General features: G+C 40.4%; 24 protein-coding genes. 14 read left to right on the forward strand and 10 right to left on the reverse strand.

Translation table 11 applies throughout. The annotated features are described in order from the left end of the window. Nucleotide 1 precedes the first annotated feature (1 nt). The 3 genes from H7R46_RS10380 to gcvA form a co-directional block, all read right to left on the reverse strand. Entirely contained in the window at nt 2-886 is an 885-nt protein-coding gene (locus tag H7R46_RS10380; protein ID WP_005069793.1) for a triphosphoribosyl-dephospho-CoA synthase, read from the reverse strand. Next, nucleotides 886-2,565, reverse strand: coding sequence for a malonate decarboxylase subunit alpha (gene mdcA, locus H7R46_RS10385; protein WP_005069795.1), 1,680 nt, complete (start codon nt 2,563-2,565; stop codon nt 886-888). The genes H7R46_RS10380 and mdcA overlap by 1 nt, the downstream gene beginning before the upstream one ends. Nucleotides 2,566-2,676: 111 nt before the next feature. Further along, nucleotides 2,677-3,591: a transcriptional regulator GcvA gene (gene gcvA / locus H7R46_RS10390; RefSeq protein WP_032012663.1), complete on the reverse strand. Its 915-nt coding sequence runs from the start codon at nt 3,589-3,591 to the stop codon at nt 2,677-2,679. Between the two features lie 145 nt (nt 3,592-3,736). On the opposite strand from gcvA, the gene H7R46_RS10395 reads away from it, so the two are divergent. From H7R46_RS10395 to H7R46_RS10420, 6 genes are all read left to right on the forward strand, one after another. After that, on the forward strand, nt 3,737-4,507 hold the full coding sequence (locus tag H7R46_RS10395; protein WP_005069798.1) for an SDR family NAD(P)-dependent oxidoreductase: 771 nt from the start codon (nt 3,737-3,739) through the stop codon (nt 4,505-4,507). Nucleotides 4,508-4,549: 42 nt separating this feature from the next. Beyond that, nucleotides 4,550-4,891: a carboxymuconolactone decarboxylase family protein gene (locus tag H7R46_RS10400; protein WP_005069801.1), complete on the forward strand. Its 342-nt coding sequence runs from the start codon at nt 4,550-4,552 to the stop codon at nt 4,889-4,891. A 71-nt stretch (nt 4,892-4,962) separates the two neighbouring features. Beyond that, nucleotides 4,963-5,637, forward strand: coding sequence for a cupin domain-containing protein (locus H7R46_RS10405; protein WP_005069805.1), 675 nt, complete (start codon nt 4,963-4,965; stop codon nt 5,635-5,637). Nucleotides 5,638-5,646: 9 nt separating this feature from the next. Beyond that, on the forward strand, nt 5,647-6,834 hold the full coding sequence (locus H7R46_RS10410; protein ID WP_005069807.1) for an MFS transporter: 1,188 nt from the start codon (nt 5,647-5,649) through the stop codon (nt 6,832-6,834). Between the two features lie 160 nt (nt 6,835-6,994). Continuing rightward, entirely contained in the window at nt 6,995-7,825 is an 831-nt protein-coding gene (locus H7R46_RS10415) for an oxidoreductase (protein ID WP_005069810.1), read from the forward strand. A 39-nt stretch (nt 7,826-7,864) separates the two neighbouring features. Beyond that, nucleotides 7,865-8,857, forward strand: a complete 993-nt coding sequence (locus tag H7R46_RS10420) for an AraC family transcriptional regulator (protein ID WP_005069814.1) — start codon at nt 7,865-7,867, stop codon at nt 8,855-8,857. A 3-nt stretch (nt 8,858-8,860) separates the two neighbouring features. Here the strand turns inward: H7R46_RS10420 and H7R46_RS10425 are convergent, their stop codons facing one another. Then, nucleotides 8,861-9,454, reverse strand: coding sequence for a GNAT family N-acetyltransferase (locus H7R46_RS10425; RefSeq protein ID WP_005069817.1), 594 nt, complete (start codon nt 9,452-9,454; stop codon nt 8,861-8,863). 42 nt (nt 9,455-9,496) lie between these two features. Then, a complete protein-coding gene (locus H7R46_RS10430; RefSeq protein WP_086260816.1) occupies nt 9,497-10,132 on the reverse strand; it encodes an FMN-binding negative transcriptional regulator in 636 nt (211 codons plus the stop codon). Nucleotides 10,133-10,246: 114 nt separating this feature from the next. Between H7R46_RS10430 and H7R46_RS10435 the strand changes: the two genes are divergently transcribed. Continuing rightward, the gene (locus H7R46_RS10435; RefSeq protein ID WP_182924201.1) at nt 10,247-11,737 is read left to right on the forward strand and encodes a PLP-dependent aminotransferase family protein; all 1,491 of its coding nucleotides are present in this window, start codon (nt 10,247-10,249) and stop codon (nt 11,735-11,737) included. A gap of 7 nt (nt 11,738-11,744) precedes the next feature. Here the strand turns inward: H7R46_RS10435 and H7R46_RS10440 are convergent, their stop codons facing one another. Together H7R46_RS10440 and H7R46_RS10445 are read right to left on the reverse strand one after the other, a co-directional pair. After that, complete coding sequence (locus H7R46_RS10440) at nt 11,745-12,434, reverse strand: LrgB family protein (protein WP_002114481.1); 690 nt, start codon at nt 12,432-12,434, stop codon at nt 11,745-11,747. Nucleotides 12,435-12,446: 12 nt separating this feature from the next. Continuing rightward, entirely contained in the window at nt 12,447-12,878 is a 432-nt protein-coding gene (locus H7R46_RS10445) for a CidA/LrgA family protein (protein WP_005069824.1), read from the reverse strand. Between the two features lie 110 nt (nt 12,879-12,988). Here H7R46_RS10445 and H7R46_RS10450 point away from each other — a divergent pair, with 110 nt between their 5' ends. The 3 genes from H7R46_RS10450 to yghU all read left to right on the forward strand — a co-directional run bounded on the left by H7R46_RS10450 (nt 12,989) and on the right by yghU (nt 15,515). Continuing rightward, the gene (locus tag H7R46_RS10450; protein ID WP_005069827.1) at nt 12,989-13,894 is read left to right on the forward strand and encodes a LysR family transcriptional regulator; all 906 of its coding nucleotides are present in this window, start codon (nt 12,989-12,991) and stop codon (nt 13,892-13,894) included. 113 nt (nt 13,895-14,007) lie between these two features. Continuing rightward, nucleotides 14,008-14,634, forward strand: coding sequence for a glutathione transferase (gene yfcF, locus H7R46_RS10455; protein WP_042783387.1), 627 nt, complete (start codon nt 14,008-14,010; stop codon nt 14,632-14,634). A gap of 32 nt (nt 14,635-14,666) precedes the next feature. Further along, the gene (gene yghU / locus H7R46_RS10460; protein WP_005069831.1) at nt 14,667-15,515 is read left to right on the forward strand and encodes a glutathione-dependent disulfide-bond oxidoreductase; all 849 of its coding nucleotides are present in this window, start codon (nt 14,667-14,669) and stop codon (nt 15,513-15,515) included. A gap of 67 nt (nt 15,516-15,582) precedes the next feature. On the opposite strand, the gene H7R46_RS10465 is transcribed toward yghU, so the two are convergent. Continuing rightward, a complete protein-coding gene (locus H7R46_RS10465; RefSeq protein WP_005069834.1) occupies nt 15,583-15,990 on the reverse strand; it encodes a DUF2000 domain-containing protein in 408 nt (135 codons plus the stop codon). 155 nt (nt 15,991-16,145) lie between these two features. Between H7R46_RS10465 and H7R46_RS10470 the strand changes: the two genes are divergently transcribed. Further along, nucleotides 16,146-16,748, forward strand: coding sequence for a LysE family translocator (locus tag H7R46_RS10470; RefSeq protein WP_025469832.1), 603 nt, complete (start codon nt 16,146-16,148; stop codon nt 16,746-16,748). 38 nt (nt 16,749-16,786) lie between these two features. On the opposite strand, the gene H7R46_RS10475 is transcribed toward H7R46_RS10470, so the two are convergent. Together H7R46_RS10475 and H7R46_RS10480 are read right to left on the reverse strand one after the other, a co-directional pair. Beyond that, nucleotides 16,787-17,605 (reverse strand): AraC family transcriptional regulator, encoded by an 819-nt coding sequence (locus H7R46_RS10475; protein WP_002114483.1) that lies wholly within the window; start codon nt 17,603-17,605, stop codon nt 16,787-16,789. Between the two features lie 59 nt (nt 17,606-17,664). Further along, nucleotides 17,665-18,567, reverse strand: a complete 903-nt coding sequence (locus H7R46_RS10480; protein WP_005069838.1) for a LysR family transcriptional regulator — start codon at nt 18,565-18,567, stop codon at nt 17,665-17,667. A gap of 125 nt (nt 18,568-18,692) precedes the next feature. Between H7R46_RS10480 and H7R46_RS10485 the strand changes: the two genes are divergently transcribed. The 3 genes from H7R46_RS10485 (at nt 18,693) to epsC (ending at nt 21,137) form a co-directional block, all read left to right on the forward strand. Beyond that, nucleotides 18,693-19,430 (forward strand): SDR family oxidoreductase, encoded by a 738-nt coding sequence (locus H7R46_RS10485; RefSeq protein WP_005069844.1) that lies wholly within the window; start codon nt 18,693-18,695, stop codon nt 19,428-19,430. 237 nt (nt 19,431-19,667) lie between these two features. Continuing rightward, entirely contained in the window at nt 19,668-20,177 is a 510-nt protein-coding gene (locus tag H7R46_RS10490; RefSeq protein WP_000992245.1) for a rhodanese-like domain-containing protein, read from the forward strand. An 18-nt stretch (nt 20,178-20,195) separates the two neighbouring features. Continuing rightward, nucleotides 20,196-21,137 (forward strand): serine O-acetyltransferase EpsC, encoded by a 942-nt coding sequence (gene epsC, locus H7R46_RS10495; RefSeq protein ID WP_080631121.1) that lies wholly within the window; start codon nt 20,196-20,198, stop codon nt 21,135-21,137. Nucleotides 21,138-21,274: the final 137 nt, after the last annotated feature.

Genomic DNA, 21,274 nt, shown 5'->3' on the forward strand with positions numbered 1-21,274 from the left:
ATCAAAATCCCTTTTTATTTTTTCCAGATGACTGTTCAGCACGATCTATAAACAATGTTGCTGCCAACAAATCTGCGGCACCACCTGCGGAAGCTTTCATTCGAAGCAGATCAATCTCTAAAAGATGCAAAGCACGTCGACCTTCCAAGCTTGAGCTGCCGCCCAAATCCAGTACTTGCTGAGCACCTTGTTGCATACGCTTTAAACCAGATGTTCCAGATCGATAAAGCACACAGGTATCAGTTAGATCAGTCATCATCGCAAGTAAGGCATCTAAACGAGCGAACTCTTCTTTCATTGGTTTACTACGACTTTGATGAAGTTGCTTTAAACCAAAATTCACAATAGTTGGAAAACCTTGTTGAGCCTGTTCTTTGGCACCTAAGATGCCTAATTTCTTTTGGACTTGCTGACCATGACTCAAGGTCTGCTCTGGAATAAAACGATCTTCAAGCTGAGCAATCTGCCCTGCTAACTGGCATAGTTCAACAGCCGATAAATATTGTTGATTGGTGCGCGCCAATGCTGCTGCCGTAGCCATTAAACCCAAGGCCCAAATTGCACCGCGGTGTGTGTTGACACCATCTGTCGCCAACATCATGGTCTTTTCACCTTGGCGGCCAATTTCTCCAATGTCTTCACGTAAAGCTAAACAGACTTTTCCATGATGCTTTGCAGCTTGAGCCATTGCATCAAACATAGGCCCTAAACTTTTCGCAGAGCGCTCCATTAGCTCCAAAGTCAGATCATTGTGTGCACCACTGCCACGGCGATCTACCAAAGCTGGTTTCGGTGTCAGATTAACTTCATCAATTAACGCTTCGACTGCCATATCTGCCAAAAGCTGAATATCGCTGAGCGTTTGATATTGAATTTGTGCCATCATTACCAACTCCTAAATTTTGCAGGTGGTTGATATAAGCCATCTGACCATGTCACCAAGTCGGCAATATTTTTTGCAGCTAAAAGTTCACGTGTTGCATCGGTGCGACGAATACCTAAATCTTCAGGAAATACCACCAAGCCTTCACTTCTCAAGCGCGCTGTCGTTTTCGGGTCTTGAGTTAAACCAATACTGGTCACACCTGCCACCGCAGCAATCATGGCTTGACGTTCTTCTTGGCTGCTTGCTTTATATAGATAAGCAATGCCTTCTTCGGTGAGTAAATGGGTAACATCATCGCCATAAATCATGATCGGTGCTAAAGGCAAACCAGCCGTTTTAGCCACATCAATCGCATCAAGGCGATCCACAAAAGTTGGTTTGCCTCCTTCTTGGAAGGTTTCCACCATTTGTACAACTAACTTTTTACCACGTGCCAAATAAGTTTCGGTTTCATTGGCACCTTGCAAACGCATATCTAACCATGCAGGTGTATCGTGACGACGTCCGCGTGGATCATGCCCCATGTTTGGTGCACCACCGAAACCAGCTAAACGACCTTTGGTGACAGTCGAAGAATGTCCCATTCCATCAACTTGCAAAGTTGCGCCGATAAATAGATCAACGGCGTACTGACCTGCGAGCTGACACATCATGCGGTTGGAACGTAGCGCACCATCACGACCTGTAAAGAACACGTCGGGACGAGCTGCAACATATTTTTCCATACCGAGTTCGGTACCAAAACAATGCACGCTTTCAACCCAACCTGTTTCAATCGCTGGAATTAAGGTTGGATGCGGATTTAGTGTCCAATTTCGGCAAATTTTTCCTTTTAAACCTAAAGATTCACCATAGGTCGGTAAAATCAGTTCAATTGCCGCAGTGTTAAAACCAATACCATGGTTTAATGATTGCACATTATGCTTTTCATAAATTCCGCGAATTGCCATCATGGCCATGAGTACATGCACAGGTTTGATATGTTTTGGGTCTCGAGTAAATAATGGTTCGATATAAAATGGCTGATCTGCGACCACCACATAATCAACCCAAGAAGCAGGAATATCGACACGTGGTAACTCTGTTACGTCATCGACCAGTTCATTGACCTGAACAATCACAATACCGTCACTAAAAGCAGCAGGTTCAATGAGTGCTGGAGAGTCTTCGGTACTTGGGCCTGTGTAGATATTGCCTTGACGGTCTGCCATAAAACCGGCAGAAAGCACCACATTTGGAATAAGATCGACTACAAGGCGTGAATAGAGTTCGATATAAGTATGAATCGCACCAATCTCTAGTAAACCATCTTCAATTAACTGACTAATACGCAAACTTTGTGGGCCAGCAAAAGAAAAATCGAGCTTACGTGCAATGCCTTTTTCAAACAGATCAAGATGTTCTGAACGCCCTACGCTTGGCATGATCATATGCAAATCATGCAAAACTTCTGGATTGGTTTGTGCCAAAGAACGCGAAAGGAAATCTGCCTGCTTTTGGTTATTCCCTTCGAGTACAACTCTGTCACCTGGTGTAATCAGCGTTTCTAAAACTTTAATAATGTCCTGAGTTGGAATCACCACACCGTCGGTATATTGGTTTGCCATCTCTAGTTTTAATTGTTTGGCATGACGCCGCTTTGTCCATAATCGTTCTTTATTCTGAACTGAGCCTTCCATGTGCTTACCTATATAGATCGCAGTTTTGTTATGAATCTATAAAAACGCTTTATGGACTTTCGATCAATCAACCTAGATGAGTCGTTATTAACCTCAGGTTAATGATTAATTTTATATTCGATGAATTTCTTCAAAAAACCATTCCAAACAGATTTTGACTTTAGGCAGGTTTGTATATTCTGGTCGGCATACCAAATAATAAGAAAAGGGCGATGAGAAGTGAATTTGAGGAAATAAACGCACCAATCGTCCAGTCTGTATGTCTTTTTGCACCATGACACTACGTGCTAATGCCACCCCATGTCCTTCCATTGCAGCTTGTAAAACTGCAGATGAACTGTTGATTTGCATACCACGGCTAATATTGATGTCATTCAAACCTACACTTTTTAGCCAAGATTGCCATCCTGGAAATTGTTGATGTTTTTCCATAGAAAGATCATGAATTAAAGTGATATTTTTCAGATCATTTGGGGTTAAGAGCGATGAATGTTCATTTAAGAATGCGGGTGAACATACGGGATAAACCTCTTCCTCCATAAGTTTAACTGCTTCTAGCCCTTGCCATTGTCCTTGACCATATCTGACCCCTACATCAACTTTTTGCTCTAAAAAATCTACGGCTTTAAGGTTAATGTCTAAACGAATATCAATATCTGGATATTGTTTTTGAAAATGATCAATTCTTGGTAATAGCCATTTTTCGGCAAATGCTGGACTGACCGCAATATTAAGCACACCTGATAGAGAATCTTGTTTTAATTTCTCCAAAGCCAAAGTGAGCTTATCAAAACCCGCCCGAATATCCGGTAAAACCGATTCAGCCAGTTCAGTAGCGACCAGTCGATTTTTACCGTTAGTTTGCCGATGAAACAACGGAAAGCCTAACCAATCTTCAAGTGTACGTACCAATTGCCCCACTGCGGCCGGAGTCACATTCAACTCTTTTGCCGCAGCAGAAAAACTTTTGTGGCGTGCGCTGGCTTCAAAAGCACGAAGTGCATTCAAATAAACTGGTGAATTCATAACGCTAAAGATTTTCTTTATTGGATAAGTAGATTATCTCATTTGTGATTAAAAAATACTATTTCTAAAATAAACCCATATTGATTGCAAAACCTCACTTTCACGAATCAATCAATTTATTTTTTTTAATCTTAAGGATATACACATGAGTAGATTTTCTTTAAAAGTTGCTATCGTTACTGGTGGCGGTTCTGGTATTGGTAAAGAAGTCGCAATTCGCTTGGTTCAAGAAGGTGCCAATGTTGTAATTGGTGGTCGCGATGAAAATAAATTGCAAAAAGCTGTCCATGAAATAGATCCGACAGGTGAAAAAGTTCGCTACTTTGCTGGTGATATAGCCGACCCTAAAACTGCAAAAAACTTAGTAAAAGTAGCTTCTGAAACATTTGGTGGTGTTGATATTCTTATCAATAATGCAGGTGTATTTAACCCAAAATCTTTCCTTGATATTACTGAAACAGAATATGACTGGTTTTTAGATACCATTTTGAAAGGCAAGTTTTTTATGGCGCAAGCGGCTGCTAAAGCCATGCAACAACGTGGAGGCGGCGCAATTGTACAAACTGGTTCGCTTTGGGCATTACAAGCTGTAAAAGCAACCCCGTCTTCTGCTTACTCAGCAGCAAATGCAGGGGTACATGCACTCACTCATAACTTAGCCATTGAATTGGCTGAATCAAATATCCGCATTAATACCGTTGCACCAGGTGTAGTGGAAACACCTGTTTACAACACGTTTATGAGCGAAGATCAGGTTAAAGAGGCCTTACCGACTTTTAACTCGTTCCATCCTTTAGGCCGCAACGGTCAACCGGCTGACATTGCCGAAGCGATTTTATTCCTTGCATCATCTAATGCCTCATGGATTACAGGAACTATTCTTCCTGTAGATGGTGGTGTGATGGCTGGTCACTAATTTGCAGTTAGTGATCAATCCCATTTATTTGGAGTATTTAATATGCAGAACTGGAATAGTTATCGAGACTCGTTGCTTCAATACGTCGCAAAATTTGCAAAACTAGCACCAGACACCATGCGTGGTTTAAGTGCAATGGAAGCAGGAACGAGTAAAATTGGTCAGCTTGATGCAAAAACCCATGAGCTTATTGCACTTGCCGTTGCAGTGACCACACGTTGTGATGGTTGCATTTCTATACATAGCAAAAAGGCAATTGAAGCAGGTGCAACCAAAGAACAAATTGCCGAAGCTCTTTCTGTCGCTATTTCTTTAAATGCAGGTGCAGCACTCACCTATTCTGCACGCGTATTAGAGGCAGTAGAAAATTTAGCAGAGCATTAATTTTACTTGCTAATTCATTCTATTTATTTTGTTATTGAATAAAGAGAATTTAGTTTACGAGGAAAGTATTCATGTTGATCCATGCCGATTTTTCACAGGCTGTGATTGTCAAACCTGAAGACTATCATTGGGTGAAATCTCCCCATGGGGAAGTTGATCGGGTCATGCTTGATCGTATTGGCGATGAAATAGCTCGTGCGACCAGTTTGGTGAAATATGCGCCCCATACAACCTTCCCTGAACATCGACATCCTCATGGTGAAGAAATCCTCGTACTTTCAGGCGTATTTACTGAAAATCAAAATCAACACTATCCCGCTGGATGGTATTTACGGAGTCCCCATCAGTCGGTACATCAACCGTCGAGCGAAGAAGGTGCATTGATTTTTGTCAAACTTATGCAAATTCCTACGTCAGAAACTCAAACCTTACGAATCAATACCAATGACCCAACACAATGGCAAGAAATAGGTTCGCATTTAATTTGCACATTGGTTGATGCAAGTTATGAACACACTTATTTAGAAAAACTCAAGCCGCAGCAACTTTTTATTGAAGAAGCTGAGGGTGGAATCGAAATTTTGATTACCCAAGGTCAGTTGGTTGATAAAGAAATGGTTTTTGACGCTGGAACATGGATACGCCTACCTCCAAAAACACCTGCCCATTTTCAAGCGGGTTTGTCTGGCGCTTGTCTTTATGTAAAAACCGGACACCTAGCCTCAGCCATTGCTGAATATAATTAAAGGCTCTTTATGCTTCAAAATACTATGCACCGCCAAGTATTAATTTTGGCGAGTTCCCAATCCCTTTTCCAAACCGTTTCTGTCATGGTCATGACCATTGGTGGTCTGGCTGGTGCCAATATTGCAAATACCCCAACACTTGCAACGCTACCCATCGCATCTATGTTTTTGGGTACGGCCTTGATGATGTTCCCTGCCTCAATGTTGATGGCACGCGTAGGACGGCGTAACGGTTTTCTATTCGGCGCTTTTTTAGGTGTACTTGGTGGCATTATTGCCGCAATTGGTATCTTTTATAGTTCACTTATCCTTTTAGCCTTAGGCACGTTATGTGTCGGAGCCTACCAATCCTTTGCCCAGTTTTATCGTTTTGCTGCCAGTGAAGTTGCAAATGATGCGTTCCGCTCACGCGCTATTTCTTGGGTTATGGCAGGTGGAATTGTTGCTGCACTGATTGGTCCAACTTTGGCGCGCTTTGGTGGGCCTTTATTCCAGCATTTAGAATATATCGGTTCATTTTTAATTATTAGTATTATCTCATTTGTTGCGATGGGGATTTTATCTAGCCTACACATTGCCAATACAGTTGAGCAAAAGTCTGACTTTACTGCTGGTCGTCCATGGCAACAGATTGTCTTTCAGCCTACCTATTTAGTTGCTCTGTTTGGTGCAGTCACAGGCTACGGCATCATGATTTTAGGTATGACTGCCACACCAATTGCCATGCGACATTCACACCATGAACTTGGATCGATTACGACAGTCATTCAACTACATGTGCTTGGTATGTTTCTACCATCATTCTTTACTGGAAATTTAATTGCTCGCTTTGGGGTGCTTAAAATCATGTTTGCAGGTCTTTTATTATTTGCCTGCTACATTGGATTTGCTCTATCGGGTATTCAGTTCGCCTCTTTTGCTATTTCTTTAATTTTATTAGGTGTGGGATGGAACTTTTTATTTATTGGTAGCACGTCTTTGCTTACCGGAACGTATACAGCGGCTGAAAAAGCCAAGGCGCAAGCCATTAACGACATGACGGTTTTTGTTGTCGGCTTAATTTGTTCTTTTAGCGCAGGTGCTTTACTCGATTTATTTGGCTGGGAAGCAATGAATATTGCTTTAATCCCGTGGCTAGTAATTGCAGCATGCTCATTACTATGGTTAAGCAAAAGACGACCAGAAGCTTTAATTTAACTTTGTGTATCTGCTCTTATTTCGAGGAAATAATATTTTAAAAATTTGGCGCACTTTGATTAAACATTGTCGCCATTCGATTTGGATAAATATCGTTCAAATTCCTATGATGTCTCTATCGAAAAGTAAGTTCCTTAAAACTTTAGTTGAGAGACAAAATATGAACACAGTTAAAGAAAAAATCGTTCTCATCACAGGCGCATCATCTGGTATGGGAAAAGCATTTACCAAAGCATTACTCAAAGAAGGTGCAACTGTTTATGCCGTTGCCCGTCGCGTTGATGCTATGCAAGAACTAAAAACACTTGGTGCTCACACATTAAAAATGGATATTACCAATCAGGATGATATCGACCAAGTTGTGAAAACTATTGAAAAAGAAACCCATGGTGTTGATATTTTAGTTAACTGCGCAGGCTTCGGCATGTATGGCGCCATGGAAGATACTTCCCTTGCCGATGCACGCTATCAATTTGAAGTGAATCTGTTTGGTATGGCCTATTTAACCCAAAAGGTTCTGCCTAGTATGCGTAAAAAAATGCAGGGGCGTATTATCAACATTTCATCAATGGGTGGGAAAATTTATACCCCACTTGGTAGTTGGTATCATGCGAGTAAACATGCAGTTGAAGGTTGGTCTGACTGTCTACGTTTAGAGTTAAAATCATTTAACATTGATGTTGTTGTCATTGAACCCGGCGCTATCGCAACTGAATTTGCAGATGTAATGGTCCAACCTATGCTGGAACGTTCAGGGCAAAGTGCCTACAGCCACATGGCGACGGCAGTTGCTAATGCAACACATACCTCTGTTGAAAAAGGTGCTCTTTCAGATGTGCAAGTGGTCGTTGATATGCTCATGAAAGCCGTCCATGCATCCTCACCTAAAACACGTTATGTGGGTGGAAAATATGCCAAACTGATGATATTTGTACGTAAATGGTTTGGCGACCGTGTGTTTGATCGTATGGTGATGTCAGTTATTAAATAAATGAAGTGACCCATATAAGTTTAATGTTGAGATGCTCAAATGAAATATGCTTCAAATTTTGCCTTGAATACCAACTGGAAATTATTACTGAATGACCTAGGCATAAATGTTGAAGATGCATTACGTTTGGCATCTCTACCGCTTGATTTGTTCAACCGTAAAGATGCAAGCCTTACGCCCGTTCAATATTTCAATTTTTGGCACGCAATTGAACAACTTGCTGGAATAAATGACTTACCTTTAAAAATTGGTCAAATGATTACAGTTGAACTGTTTGACCCAGCGATTTTTGCTTGTATTTGTAGTCCCAACTTTAATATTGCCATACAGCGTCTATCTGAATTTAAAAGACTGGTTGGGCCAATGCAGTTACAAGTAGTCATTGATAACGACACCACAATGCTAGAGCTCAAATTTTATAATGTATCTACGCCAACACCGCAAAGCCTTGCTATGTCAGAACTGGTCTTTTTTGCTCAATTAGCAAGAATATGTACAAGGCATCAGGTTATACCTTTGAAAGTTACTCTGCCCGATTTACCTAATCATCTGGCAGAATACAAAACATTTTTTGGCGTACTTCCACAAAAAAGTGAACACATTTCGATTGTCTTTTCACACCAAGATGCTGAACGTCCTTTTTTAACAGCCAACCCGACCATGTGGTCTTTTTTCGAGCCAAATTTGCAACGTAGTCTTATACAGCTTGATGAAGATGCAACAGTTAGCGAAAAAGTTAAAGCAATACTTTTAGAAAACCTACCTGCTGGACTGTGTACGATAGAAGATGTTGCTCAACGACTCGCGATGAGCAAACGTACGCTACAACGGCTACTTTTAGAAGAGCAAACTAATTTTAAAACGCTTTTGGATGCGACACGTCAATCTCTTGCCCAACATTATTTAGAAAAATCATCAATGAGCACGGGTGAAATTTCATTTCTATTGGGCTTTCAAGAGCACAATTCTTTTAGCAGAGCATTTAAAAACTGGACGGGTAATACTCCGCAAGAATATAGACTTATGCATTAATTCCTAACGCGGCTTGTTCAACATCCATTCCAAGTTTTGGTGAACCGCAGGCCACTCATGTTTTAAAATGCTGTAAACGTGAGTGTCCCGTAAAATATCATCTTTCACAATTTGATGACTTCTCAGCACACCATCAAGCTTTGCACCTAAACGTACAATTGCAGTTTGACTTTGAACATTTAAAGAAGATGTACGTAACTCAACCGCAATACAGTTTAAAGTCTCAAATGCGTGGGCCAGCAATAGCTTTTTACACTCAGTATTTACAGGTGAACGCTGTGCAGATTTTCTGTACCACGTCGAACCAATTTCTACACGGCGATGTGCTTCTTCAATATGCATTAGCGTCGTCATGCCAAGCGCTCGCCCTGTTTTTCGGTCTTCAATATAAAATGGCAACATAGAACCAGAACTTTGTAAACCGAGACGTCTTTCAATTTCAGCAGCCATTTGTTCAGGTCTTGGCACACGGGTATACCAAAGATTATAGAGTTCCCCATCGCAAACAGCCTCCGCCAGTGATTCAGCTTGAGTTAAGTCTAAGGGCTTTAAAATAACGTGCTCACCAACTAATTCAACAGGTGTAGTAAAAGACATCTTTGCCTCCTCAATTGATATTAAAGTTGTATATTTTCGAAATTATTTATTTAACTCAGCCACACTGTACATGGCATCGGCTATGATTTGATGACCAGCTTTCGATAGGCCATCTGCCGCGCCCAAAATGTCTCGACGTTCTTTGTTTTGCCCAAGTTTTGATTTGCCTCGTAACTTGGTAATTTCAATCTCAATACCTACAATGGCTTTTAACATCGGTTCAAGATAGTCCTTTAGCGCATCGGACATTTTCCATGGTTCAGGTTGAGATGCTTCATGGGTGCGGGTTAAACGAGCCACGACACTGCGAACGTAACATTCATCATCGTGAACTGTTACTTTGCCATGAGCATGCACAACCCTATAGTTCCACGTCGGCACTTGTCTGTGCTGTTCATGTTTGGATGGGTACCAGTTTGGTGAAATATAAGCATCGCCTGCTTGAAACACGACCAACACCTCATCTCCATTTTTAATATCCTGCCAGACTGGATTAACTCTAGACACATGCGCACGTAGTACACCCAATTCCCCTTCACCTGCCTGTAATTCAAATGGAAGATGGTTTGCATCTAAGCCACTACTTCCATGAGTAAAAAGCACACCAAATGGATATTTGGTAATAAGAGAATGCAATACATCCAAACGGTTTTCTGCATAATCATCGGGGATATACATGGCTAAAACCTCACTGTAAATATCAGGGTTATTTATATTTTGTGTTGTAAATTTTCTGGTTTCTGTGGTTTATTAAAAAGAACCACTTTGTATTTTTTTAAGTAGACCAGAATTATGGCAAGAATGGCAAAAGTTGTTGAACTTCCATCTATTACAAAGATTGATAAAAGCCAAGGAAAGATAAGTGCTCAACTGACCCAAGCTTTACGCGAAGCTGTACAAAGTGGTGATTTACAGCCTGGCGATCCGTTGCCTTCTTCACGCGAATTGGCTTTAACCCTAGGTGTCGCTCGCGGAACCATTATTGAAGCTTACGATCAGCTTTTAGCTGAAGGTGTTTTTGACTCTCAAGCACGAACGGGCACCTATGTGTCTCATGCTTTGGTTAAAACATCTGTAATACAACATTCATCAAAAGAAAATAAACCTAACTCGATATCTTTGACCAAATCGGCACGTTCTTATGCCAAAGTGCTTGATGAATTTAAGCCACTTTCTCATGTTCCTTTTGCGGTATCTGTCCCCGTCGGTCGTACTCAACCGAGCGACATCTGGCGTAAGTTTGGTAATAAATATAGATCACGAGGTGCTGGTGCCCCTTCGGGTTATGGCGAACCGCAAGGTGTATTATCGCTGAGAGTTGCTATAGCAGACTATGTACGACGGTCACGTTCTGTCCACTGCGAACCTGACCAAATTGTGATTACACCTGGTATTCAACAGTCACTTTATATTTGCAGCCAGATTTTATTTGCAGCAAAAGATGAAGTTTGGGTTGAAGATCCAGCTTATCGGGGTACAACAGCCATTTTTGAGCATACTGTGCAAAACATTCAAATGGTACGTGTTCCTGTTGATGAAGAAGGCATTCAGGTTGAAACTGGGATTAAGCTTTCTAAACATGCTCGTGCTGCTTTTGTGACACCGTCTCACCAATATCCACTTGGTATGCCAATGAGTCTAGCAAGACGTACAGCTTTATTAACTTGGGCAAAACAACAAAATGCATGGATCATTGAAGATGACTACGACAGTGAACTTCGTTATAACGGGCAGCCTTTCCCTTCTTTACAAGGTATGGCACCCGACCAAGTCATTTATCTTGGCACTTTCAGTAAGGTCCTATTTCCGTCTCTTAGACTTGGCTATGCTGTGTTACCTAAAGAATTAGTGGCACCTTTTTGTGGGCTTAGAGTCTTAATTGATCGACATCCACCTGCAGCTGACCAGCACGTTTTGGCTGCTTTTATTCAAGAGGGTTATTTGGAACGACATATTCGACGTACTCGAAATGTCTATGCAGAAGTTCGAGAATACATTATTGGCTTGATTGAAAAATATATACCTCAAGAACTGGCTTGGTTACAACCGGGCGATCAAGGTATGCATATGGTGTTATGGCTTGCTCACCATATTAATGATATTGACGTTGCAAGTTCGGCAGTCGATGCAGGCATTGCGATTAAAGCAATTTCACCGACATTTTCAAAAGAGCGGCAACGTTCGGGTTTAATTGTTGGCTTAGGCGATTTTGAACCCGAACTGATGAGACAAGCCATCAAAAAACTATCAAAGATTATTCAACAACATGACAAGCCGACTTAGATATAGCCTACAATAACAGCCATAGATGAATCGCAAATGGCCCAATCAGTACCATTAAAATACCTGCAATGACCATGGTTAAACTGGCAATCACCCCTTCTTCACTATTGCGCTGCTGTGCTCTGACTGTACCAAATCCATGGGCTGCATTACCAAAGGCTGCCCCATTGGCCACATTTGAACGAATTTTAGTAATCGCTAAAATTGCGTCACCACAAATCATACCGACCAAACCAGTAATAACGGTAAATAGTGAAACCAATGCTGCCGAACCATGAATATCTTCGGCTAAAATCATGGCAAAAGGTGTTGAAATAGAACGTGCCATTAAACTGTTGGTCACTTCTGGGCTAAAGTGGAACCACTGAGCCATCTCATAGGCTGACATCACACCTACACTCATCCCCACAATAATCGCAATTGAAAGGACTCCAAGGTTTTTACGAATCGTTTCCCGATAACGATAAATCGGTACAGCAAACGCAACCGTTGCAGGCCCTAATAAATTAACAATCCACTGCGTATCTTCTGAATAAGTTTGGTATGAAATTCCAAAAATCGTCATCAAAATGATGGTGAGTACAGGCACACTAATGGCGGGTGACAACCAAAGTTTTGGATTTTTCTGATAGATCCGCTTTGCCACAATATAGGCTGCCAAAGTCCAGATCAGACAAAGAATTGACCAGATATTCATGTCGTTTGCTCTTTAGATATGCTTATGTTGAAGACGTTTTCGAGCCTGTAAATAAGCTTTCAAACGATTGTAATAGTGAATCGTCAGGCACGTACTGAGCATGACCGAAATGGTCCCAACCGCAATGCTCAAGACAATTTGCCACCCTTCGGTCATAAACAAGGTTTTATACTGAACTACGGCAACGACTACAGGCACAAAAAACAGTAATAGCTCACCTAAAACCACAGTTGCTCCCATTGCCACCTGATCCATTTTGATAATTTTAAAGAACAGGCATAAAAGCAATAAAAACATACCTAAAATGCCTGCCGAGACAGGTACACCAAGTTTTTGATGTAATAGATATCCGACCCACCAAAATCCAGCCAAAATCAAAATTTGTTTAACTAAAACTAAAAGTGAAGGTTGTGTGGGTGTTCCAGAAGCAGATTCAGTACTCATTTTGCGAAATTAGATGGTTAACTACACCATTATGCTATCTTGGTTAAAGCTGCTAAATATGAATTATTCATGTTAATATTATTCTAAAATGGAATAATCTATTCTTTATTATGCTTTCTCTAAAATCATTACAGTGCTTTGTTACTCTGGTTAAAACTAAAAGTTTTACCCGTACTGCTGAAGAGTTGTATCTGACTCAACCCACTATTAGTAAAATATTACAGCAGCTTGAAGAGCAACTTCAGGTACAGCTTTTGGTTAAACCCGATCATGGACGAAAAAGACAAATTGAATTAACCGAAATTGGAGAGCGCATATATCAACATGCGGTCGAGCTTCTTCAGGCAGAACAGAACATTTTTCTTGAAATTGAAAACTACCAACAATTAAAAACTGGGACTTTAAAACTTGGTGTTCCACCTTTAGGTTCGCAGCTTCTGACGACTGCCCTGTTTGATTATCATCAGCAATTGCCAGATATTGAATTGGCTTTTATGGAGGTTGGTTCACGCGGTATTGAACAGGCTTTACTCAATAATGAGGTAGACGTTGGCGTTTTATTGCAGCCTTTTGATGAGCAAACTTTTAATAGCATCGAGTTATGTAACTACCCTTTAATGGTACTTTTACGTCGTGATGCGACTTGGGCAACCCGCAAAAAAATAAATCTAGAAGAGCTACAACACCAATCATTTTTAATGTTTCCAGAGAATTTTTCTTTAAACAGTATTATTCTCAATGCATGTAAGCAGCATGGTTTCTACCCAACCATTGCGTGCCGGACCAGCCAATGGCACCTCTTAGCAGACATGGTGTTACAACGTATGGGGATCGCGCTTCTTCCTCAATATTATACCGACATGCTTGACCCGACTTTATTTGCAGCAGTGCCACTCGAAAAACCAAATATTCAATGGCACTTAGTCATGGCTTGGAAAAAAAATCTTCCTGTTTCACCAGCAGTACAAGCTTGGCTTAGCATTGTCCGTCAACATTTTCAGCACATTAAGCCCTAACGTTGAAATAGCTTAATTCAAAAACCGATAAAGCTTTTCCACAAAAAAGCTACCCAATCTTGGATCAGCTCACTTAGACTAGATCCGATTGTTTTATGACATGGACAATAACAATGAATAACGAGCATTTTAAGCTGTATACAGATTCACAATTTCTAAGTCCCTATGCATTTACAGTTTTTGTAGGGCTACATGAAAAACAAATTCCATTTGAAATAGCGACCATCAACTTAGGCCAGCAAGGCCAGTTTGAAAAATCTTATGTAGAAAAGTCATTAACTGCCAAAGTGCCTGTACTCGAACATAACGATTTTGCCTTATCAGAATCTTCTGCCATTTTGGAATATCTTGAAGAACTTTATCCAAACACATCTATTTATCCAAAAGATATTCAAGCACGCGCAAGAGCAAGACAAATTCAGGCATGGCTCAGATCGGACTTAGTTGCATTAAGAACTGAGCGTCCAACCGATGTTATTTTTATTCAGCCCACCTTCACTCCACTTTCAGAAGAAGGCAAAAATGCAGCCGAGAAACTTTTCTTTGTTGCAGAAAAACTTCTTGCGTCTGATGCTGAATTTCTTTTTGGTTCATGGAGTATTGTGGATGCTGAACTTGCCCTGATGTTGCAACGCCTTATTCAAAATGGTGATGCTGTACCACAGCGTTTAAAAACCTATGCATTACAGCAATGGCAACGTCCGAGCGTACAAAAATGGCTTGCCTTGCGAAATAACTAAGCCTTTTATTTACACCAAACATGAGATAAAAAATGAGTGATTCAAACTATATTCCTCCACAAGTTTGGCAATGGACTGGAGAAAAAACCGATTTAAACCAACCTAGCTCAGGTGCGCGTTACGAGCATACACTTCCAGTAGGAAAACATCCGCTCCAACTCTACTCTTTAGCAACGCCTAATGGTCAAAAAGTTACTATTTTGCTTGAAGAGCTTTTAGCGTTAGGACATAAAGATGCTGAATATGATGCTTGGCTGATTAAAATCGGAGAAGGACAGCAATTTGGCAGTGGCTTTGTAGAAATTAATCCCAACTCTAAAATTCCAGCATTGGTTGACCATAGCCAAAACCCGCCATTAAGAGTATTTGAATCTGGCTCAATTTTGCTTTACTTGGCTGAAAAGTTTAAAGCGTTTATTCCGACTGATATTGCTGCACGTACTGAATGCCTCAATTGGTTATTCTGGCAAATGGGCAGTGCACCTTACTTAGGTGGTGGTTTTGGACATTTTTATGCTTATGCCCCTGTTAAAATTGAATATGCGATTAACCGCTTTGCAATGGAAACAAAACGCTTACTTGATGTATTAGATCAGCATCTGGCAAAAAACGAATATTTGGCTGGTTCTGAATATAGCATCGCTGATATTGCAGCGTTCCCTTGGTATGGCGGTCTTGTTAAAAACTGGGTATATAACGGCGCGGAGTTTTTAGGTGTCGATCAATATAAAAATGTTCAACGTTGGGCAGATGCGATTTTAGAGCGCCCTGCGGTACAACGTGGCCGTATGGTCAATCGTACTTTTGGTGATTTAACTACGCAGTTGCATGAACGCCATGATGCGAGTGATTTTGAGACCAATACTCAAGATAAAGTTTAATTATTATTTTTAAATAAAACCCACTTTTGCTCAAAAAGTGGGTTTTATCATTCTTCCAATAAAAATCTTATTGATGCAAAGAAAGTCCTTTAATTGCCTTATCAACTGCTTTTTTAGGTCCTCTTAATGCTAGCCCAACCAAATTTAATTGATTCGCATCTTCGGCCAAAAATACAGCTCGATTATCCTCATCATTGCCTGTAGAAAACATGGCATGTACATAGGGAATTATCGTTAAATCTTGCTCTATTACTTTGCGATGTGCTTTTTGTAGACCAGATAAATCCCCCTCAAATACCAACATCGGTTGCCCTAGCATGTTGCCATACTCATAGCCATTTGCATCGATATAAGGTTTCCCCAACATTTCAGGTACAGCAGAGGCAATCCCCGTTGCCAAAAAAGCCACCACATTTAATCTCTGCCACGTCGCAAGATCATTACGGACAATCAGCGCAATTTTTGTGTCAAACATAAATCTCTTTCCTGAATCATTTATTTTAGGTCGCTCATCATGACTCATTCGGATTTTTCTCGTCTTGTACGTTTGTGCAAGAGCCATTACAAACGTACAAGACCCTAAATTTACGAGTCACTATGCTGGGTTGTTTTTGTTTCAGTAGATACGTTATGGAAATCTTTTTTTATACCTTGAGTGTGATGTATAGCCCCGGTCCAGTAAATTTTATGGGGCTAAATGCTGGGCTTACCGGACAATTCAAAAAAACGATTTATTTTTTTATAGGCGTTGGTTGTGCAATGCTGATGTTATTCATGATTTTTGGATATCTTGGGGCTGCAATCATTCCACAAAATGCCTTGCACTATATTGCGTTGTTTGGTGCACTTTATACGTTTTATCTTTCATACCAAATGTTAAAGTCAGATATCGATCTGAGTAATGAGACCACTGAAGTTCAGGTGCTTTCGTTCTGGAATGGTTTTTGGATACAAGCTTTAAACCCCAAAGGGATTTTAGTCATTTTGCCTGTTACAACCATTATGTACCCTACTGCACATATCATTGGTGTACAAATCTTCTTCGTATCATTGCTCATTTCACTGGGTGCAACTGGCGCGCCCTGCCTTTACTCTTGGGCAGGTGCTGTGTTAGGTAAAAAAATTAAAAATAAAATCTGGTTTAATCGTATAAACCGAGCCATGGGATTGATGCTAATCATTTCCGGCATATTTATGCTTTATGATTTTTTGAAAGGTATGCAGCTAATTTAAGATAAAGTCTATGTCAGCCTAAACAGGCTGGCTTTTGTTTATGAAGAGAGTTTATTGATCATCCGCCATCTGGCTGGAGTCAATCCAAATGCTTTTAAAAAATGACGTGTCATGTGGCTTTGATCAAAAAATCCTGCAATCAATGAAGCTTGAGTTAAGGACTCTCCATACATCAAACAGGACTTCACAACTTCCAGTCTGCGCATAGTCATATATCGATGTGGACTTGTACCAAATAGCAATCGGAAGTCCCGTGAAAGGCTCCAACGGTCTCGTCCCACATTTTTTTCAATATCATCTAAAGAGATATTTTCATATAAAGAGGCATGTATAAATTCTCTAGCACGCTCCGCTGCAATATAGTCATAAGAATGTGAGGTTCGCTGATGATTACCAGAAATTTCGTAAAGTGTGGTTGCAAGATCATATAAAGCATCTTGTTTTTCTAATGGATCAATATGGTGATCCATCCCTTGTAATAGAACATCAGTTGCTTTAAATAATCGAGGATCCTGACTCAAGCCATTTTCAAAAAATGGTAAAGGTTTACCCTTCATAATTTCCTGTAGTGTTGCAGGTTCTACGTACACCATCCGATATCTAAAACCGTCTCGACTACCTGACTCGCCATCATGTTTTTCATCAGGATGCAAAACCATCGTCATACCCGGCAAGCTATGTTTCATCTCTCCACGATAATGAAAGCTTTGAACACCTGTTAATGTTCGACCAATGGCAAAAGTATCGTGGCGATGCGACTCATAAGCATGATCGGTAAAAAAGGCTTCGATTCGTTCGAGACTATTAGGGTCAGAATTTCTGACGATCCAATCATTTGCATTGGGTAATTCAATCACATATTCACCAAAATTTTATATGTGCTAGAGAGCATTCTACCTATACGTTTATGCTATCGTTATTTTGAAAAATAGCCTGTATATAACTCACTCAGCCAAGCGACAAAAACGCGTACGCGTGGCGAGAGCTGCCGATGCTGCGGATATAAAGCAGAAACTGACATCTTCGGGATTTCCCACTCCGATAAGACCTCAACTAGTTGCCCGTCTTTTAACTCATTTGCCACATGATAGCGTGGGACCTGAATTAAGCCAGCCCCTTGTAAGGCAGATAATACATAGTTTTCAGCGTCATTTACCGCGATCCAGCTTTTCAAAAAATAATCTTGCTTTTTGCTATTCACCATCAATTCAAATGGGTAATTTCGCCCGCCTGATGTTGAAAAGAAATTGACACAATAATGTGATAATAAATCTTCTGGTTGCTGTGGCGTTCCATGTTTATTTAAATAGTCAGGACTTGCACAAATGACTTGTGGCATATCGACCAAATGTCTAGCAATTAAAGTGGAATCATCTAAACGGCCCGCTCTCACCACACAGTCTATCCCTTCCCTAATCAGATCAACCAAGCGATCACCTGTACTGATTACCAGTTCAATGTCGGGGTATAACTCGTGAAATTGATCGATATTGGGTAAAACAATTTTAGTCGCATGAGCGCCTGATAAATCGACACGTAATAAACCACGGGGCTGAGCAATTACATTGCGTAAAGATGATTCGGCATCATCGAGTTCCGATAATATTTGTGTGCAGCGTTCATAAAATGCCTGTCCATCTAGTGATGGCCTTACATGCCGAGTCGTCCGCTCTAGTAAACGGCACTGTAAATTACTCTCTAACTCTTTAATGGCATTACTTGCTGTAGCACGTGGGATATTTAGCTGATCGGCTGCCTGACTAAAACTACCCAGCTCTACGATGCGGGTAAAAAGTTGCAAGGTATCAAATTTATCCATGGTGCTCGCTTTTAACTCTACCTATTATTAATTTATATGGAATTATCTTATCTAATTTTGATGATTTATCCCATATTTCTATATTATTAAAATAAGCCATACTTACTCAAACAGGCAATCTAAAAATGAATATTTCAAGAAAAACAGCTCTGGTTACTGGCGCATCACGTGGTATTGGCCGTGCTATTGCAGAACGCTTAGCTCAAGATGGGTTTTATGTAATTATTAATTATGCTGGCAATAAAGCGCATGCCCAAGCCACTGTAGAACACATTATTGAGCAAGGTGGTCAAGCCTTAGCTATTCAAGCGGACATTGCAAATGAACATGAGGTGAGCCGTTTATTTCAAGAGGCAAAGGCCATTAATGGTCAAGTATATGTGGTAGTTCATAGTGCCGGTATTATGCCTATGGCAAAAATTACACCTGAAAGCCTGCCAGATTTCGATAAAGTGATTCATACCAATTTACGTGGCTCGTTTTTAATATTGGCGCATGCGGCCGAAACAGTGCCAGATGGTGGTCGGATTATTGCGCTTTCAACCAGTGTAATTGCCAAATCTTTTCCGGCATATGGTCCTTATATTGCTTCAAAAGCAGGTGTCGAAGGTTTGGTACATGTGTTAGCAAATGAGTTACGTGGACGAAATATCACTGTAAATGCAGTTGCACCCGGCCCGACAGGCACTGACCTTTTTTACAATGGAAAAACTGAAGAGCAAGTGGCAGCTATTGCAAAACTTGCTCCATTGGAACGAATCGGAACACCTGAAGAAATTGCTGGCGTAGTGGCCATGCTGGCTGGTCCAGATGGGGGCTGGGTAAACTCTCAAGTCATTCGGGTAAATGGTGGGTTTGCTTAATATTTAAAACCGTGTAGGTTATTTTAATCTGCACGGTTTTTACTAAATAATAAAATTTCTTAAATCTATTTTATTTTAATAACTTTATAAGATTAACTAATACTATTTTATATAAAATATTCACCGCTCTTATTTATCAAAATAATATATATAAATAGATATTCCTTATTTTTGCTTATATTTAAAAACGCGTAAATTGAACCTTAACAATCTGAATCAAAGATAAGGATATATTCAATGAACGCTAAATTAAATACTGAAACTCCGCAAAGTTTTATCTCAAATGGTTCAAATACGTCCTTTTCAGCCGAAGATATCCTTGCTAAAGCACAGCAATATGCACAAGAACACGAATTAAATTTTAGTGGCAGTTTATCACCTGTTGATGCATGGCAGCTCGTACAACAAGGCGAAGCTGTTTTAGTTGATGTACGTACCAATGAAGAACGTAAATTTGTGGGTTATGTCCCTGAAAGTGTTCATGTCGCTTGGGCAACAGGCACATCGTTTAACCGTAATCCACGCTTTTTAAAAGAACTTGAATCAAAAGTTGGCAAAGACAAAACCATTCTTTTGTTATGTCGTAGTGGCAACCGTTCAGCACAGGCAGCAGAAGCCGCATTTAATGCAGGTTTTGAGCACATTTATAACGTTCTTGAAGGCTTCGAAGGCGACCTAAATGATCAGCAACAGCGTAATCAGAAAAATGGCTGGCGCATCCACCAACTTCCTTGGCAACAAGACTAATACTTCAATCAATTTTCAGTGAATCAAGGAAAGCTTGTGACTCAATGGAACATTAATGCGGTTGTACAAGGTTTACAACAAGCAAGGCATGACTGGCGTCAGCAACAGCACAGAACAAAAGAATTTGGGGGCCGCGAACTTCCATCTAAAGAAGCTTTAAAAGTCATTTTAGATGACTTGTGTGGAATTTTATTTCCAATGCGTTTAGGCCCTGCTGACTTACGTCAAGAAACTGAAGATTCTTATATTGCCTATACTTTAAATCGGGTGCTGACAGCCTTACATGCTCAAGTGCAACTGGCTTTGAATTATGAAGCAAAACGTCATTTAGGTCATTCAAGCCCAGTGCAGCACCCACAAGAATTTGCTCAAACAATTGTGCAGGATTTTGCCAACACCTTGCCCTCTATACGACGTCTTTTAGACGGCGATGTGCGTGCTGCTTATGAAGGTGATCCAGCAGCACATAGTGTAGATGAAGTATTACTCTGCTATCCGGGCATATTTGCGATCATTTATCACCGAATTGCGCATCAACTCTATGCCCAAGTGCCTTTATTGTCTCGCATTATTTCCGAGTTGGCTCACTCTGCAACGGGTATTGATATTCATCCGGGTGCGCAAATTGGCAAAGGATTCTTCATCGATCATGGTACGGGTGTAGTGATTGGTGAAACTAGTGTCATTGGGGAACGTGTTCGTATTTATCAAGCAGTGACTCTTGGAGCAAAACGCTTTGAAACCAATGATGATGGTGCTTTGAAAAAAGACTATACACGCCATCCAATTGTTGAAGATGATGTCGTGATTTATGCAGGCGCCACTATTTTAGGCCGTATTACCATTGGCCGAGGGTCAATTATTGGGGGGAATGTCTGGCTTACACATAGTGTTGCTGCAGGTAGTCAGATTTTACAGTCTCCTAATGAGTCTTATCAAAAAAATCATATAGCCGGTTAAAAACTATAGATGTGAAATAAATAGATAAGGAGATAAATAAACAAAGAACGTGCAGATTAATAAAATGCTTATTTCTAGTTTAAATATATTTTTATTTAGAAAATAGATAACTCATTAATAAGCTCTCTATTTAAAAA

This window comes from Acinetobacter sp. BEC1-S18-ESBL-01 (genome assembly GCF_014169935.1).
GTDB classification, from domain to species: Bacteria; Pseudomonadota; Gammaproteobacteria; order Pseudomonadales; family Moraxellaceae; genus Acinetobacter; species Acinetobacter pittii.

Excerpts from the sequence above, each read along its gene's own strand:
- H7R46_RS10380 (WP_005069793.1), bottom strand. The coding sequence starts at position 886 with ATGATGGCACAAATTCAATATCAAACGCTCAGCGATATTCAGCTTTTG.
- mdcA (WP_005069795.1), bottom strand. The coding sequence starts at position 2,565 with ATGGAAGGCTCAGTTCAGAATAAAGAACGATTATGGACAAAGCGGCGT.
- gcvA (WP_032012663.1), bottom strand. The coding sequence starts at position 3,591 with ATGAATTCACCAGTTTATTTGAATGCACTTCGTGCTTTTGAAGCCAGC.
- H7R46_RS10395 (WP_005069798.1), top strand. The coding sequence starts at position 3,737 with ATGAGTAGATTTTCTTTAAAAGTTGCTATCGTTACTGGTGGCGGTTCT.
- H7R46_RS10400 (WP_005069801.1), top strand. The coding sequence starts at position 4,550 with ATGCAGAACTGGAATAGTTATCGAGACTCGTTGCTTCAATACGTCGCA.
- H7R46_RS10405 (WP_005069805.1), top strand. The coding sequence starts at position 4,963 with ATGTTGATCCATGCCGATTTTTCACAGGCTGTGATTGTCAAACCTGAA.
- H7R46_RS10410 (WP_005069807.1), top strand. The coding sequence starts at position 5,647 with ATGCTTCAAAATACTATGCACCGCCAAGTATTAATTTTGGCGAGTTCC.
- H7R46_RS10415 (WP_005069810.1), top strand. The coding sequence starts at position 6,995 with ATGAACACAGTTAAAGAAAAAATCGTTCTCATCACAGGCGCATCATCT.
- H7R46_RS10420 (WP_005069814.1), top strand. The coding sequence starts at position 7,865 with ATGAAATATGCTTCAAATTTTGCCTTGAATACCAACTGGAAATTATTA.
- H7R46_RS10425 (WP_005069817.1), bottom strand. The coding sequence starts at position 9,454 with ATGTCTTTTACTACACCTGTTGAATTAGTTGGTGAGCACGTTATTTTA.
- H7R46_RS10430 (WP_086260816.1), bottom strand. The coding sequence starts at position 10,132 with ATGTATATCCCCGATGATTATGCAGAAAACCGTTTGGATGTATTGCAT.
- H7R46_RS10435 (WP_182924201.1), top strand. The coding sequence starts at position 10,247 with ATGGCAAGAATGGCAAAAGTTGTTGAACTTCCATCTATTACAAAGATT.
- H7R46_RS10440 (WP_002114481.1), bottom strand. The coding sequence starts at position 12,434 with ATGAATATCTGGTCAATTCTTTGTCTGATCTGGACTTTGGCAGCCTAT.
- H7R46_RS10445 (WP_005069824.1), bottom strand. The coding sequence starts at position 12,878 with ATGAGTACTGAATCTGCTTCTGGAACACCCACACAACCTTCACTTTTA.
- H7R46_RS10450 (WP_005069827.1), top strand. The coding sequence starts at position 12,989 with ATGCTTTCTCTAAAATCATTACAGTGCTTTGTTACTCTGGTTAAAACT.
- yfcF (WP_042783387.1), top strand. The coding sequence starts at position 14,008 with ATGAATAACGAGCATTTTAAGCTGTATACAGATTCACAATTTCTAAGT.
- yghU (WP_005069831.1), top strand. The coding sequence starts at position 14,667 with ATGAGTGATTCAAACTATATTCCTCCACAAGTTTGGCAATGGACTGGA.
- H7R46_RS10465 (WP_005069834.1), bottom strand. The coding sequence starts at position 15,990 with ATGTTTGACACAAAAATTGCGCTGATTGTCCGTAATGATCTTGCGACG.
- H7R46_RS10470 (WP_025469832.1), top strand. The coding sequence starts at position 16,146 with ATGGAAATCTTTTTTTATACCTTGAGTGTGATGTATAGCCCCGGTCCA.
- H7R46_RS10480 (WP_005069838.1), bottom strand. The coding sequence starts at position 18,567 with ATGGATAAATTTGATACCTTGCAACTTTTTACCCGCATCGTAGAGCTG.
- H7R46_RS10485 (WP_005069844.1), top strand. The coding sequence starts at position 18,693 with ATGAATATTTCAAGAAAAACAGCTCTGGTTACTGGCGCATCACGTGGT.
- H7R46_RS10490 (WP_000992245.1), top strand. The coding sequence starts at position 19,668 with ATGAACGCTAAATTAAATACTGAAACTCCGCAAAGTTTTATCTCAAAT.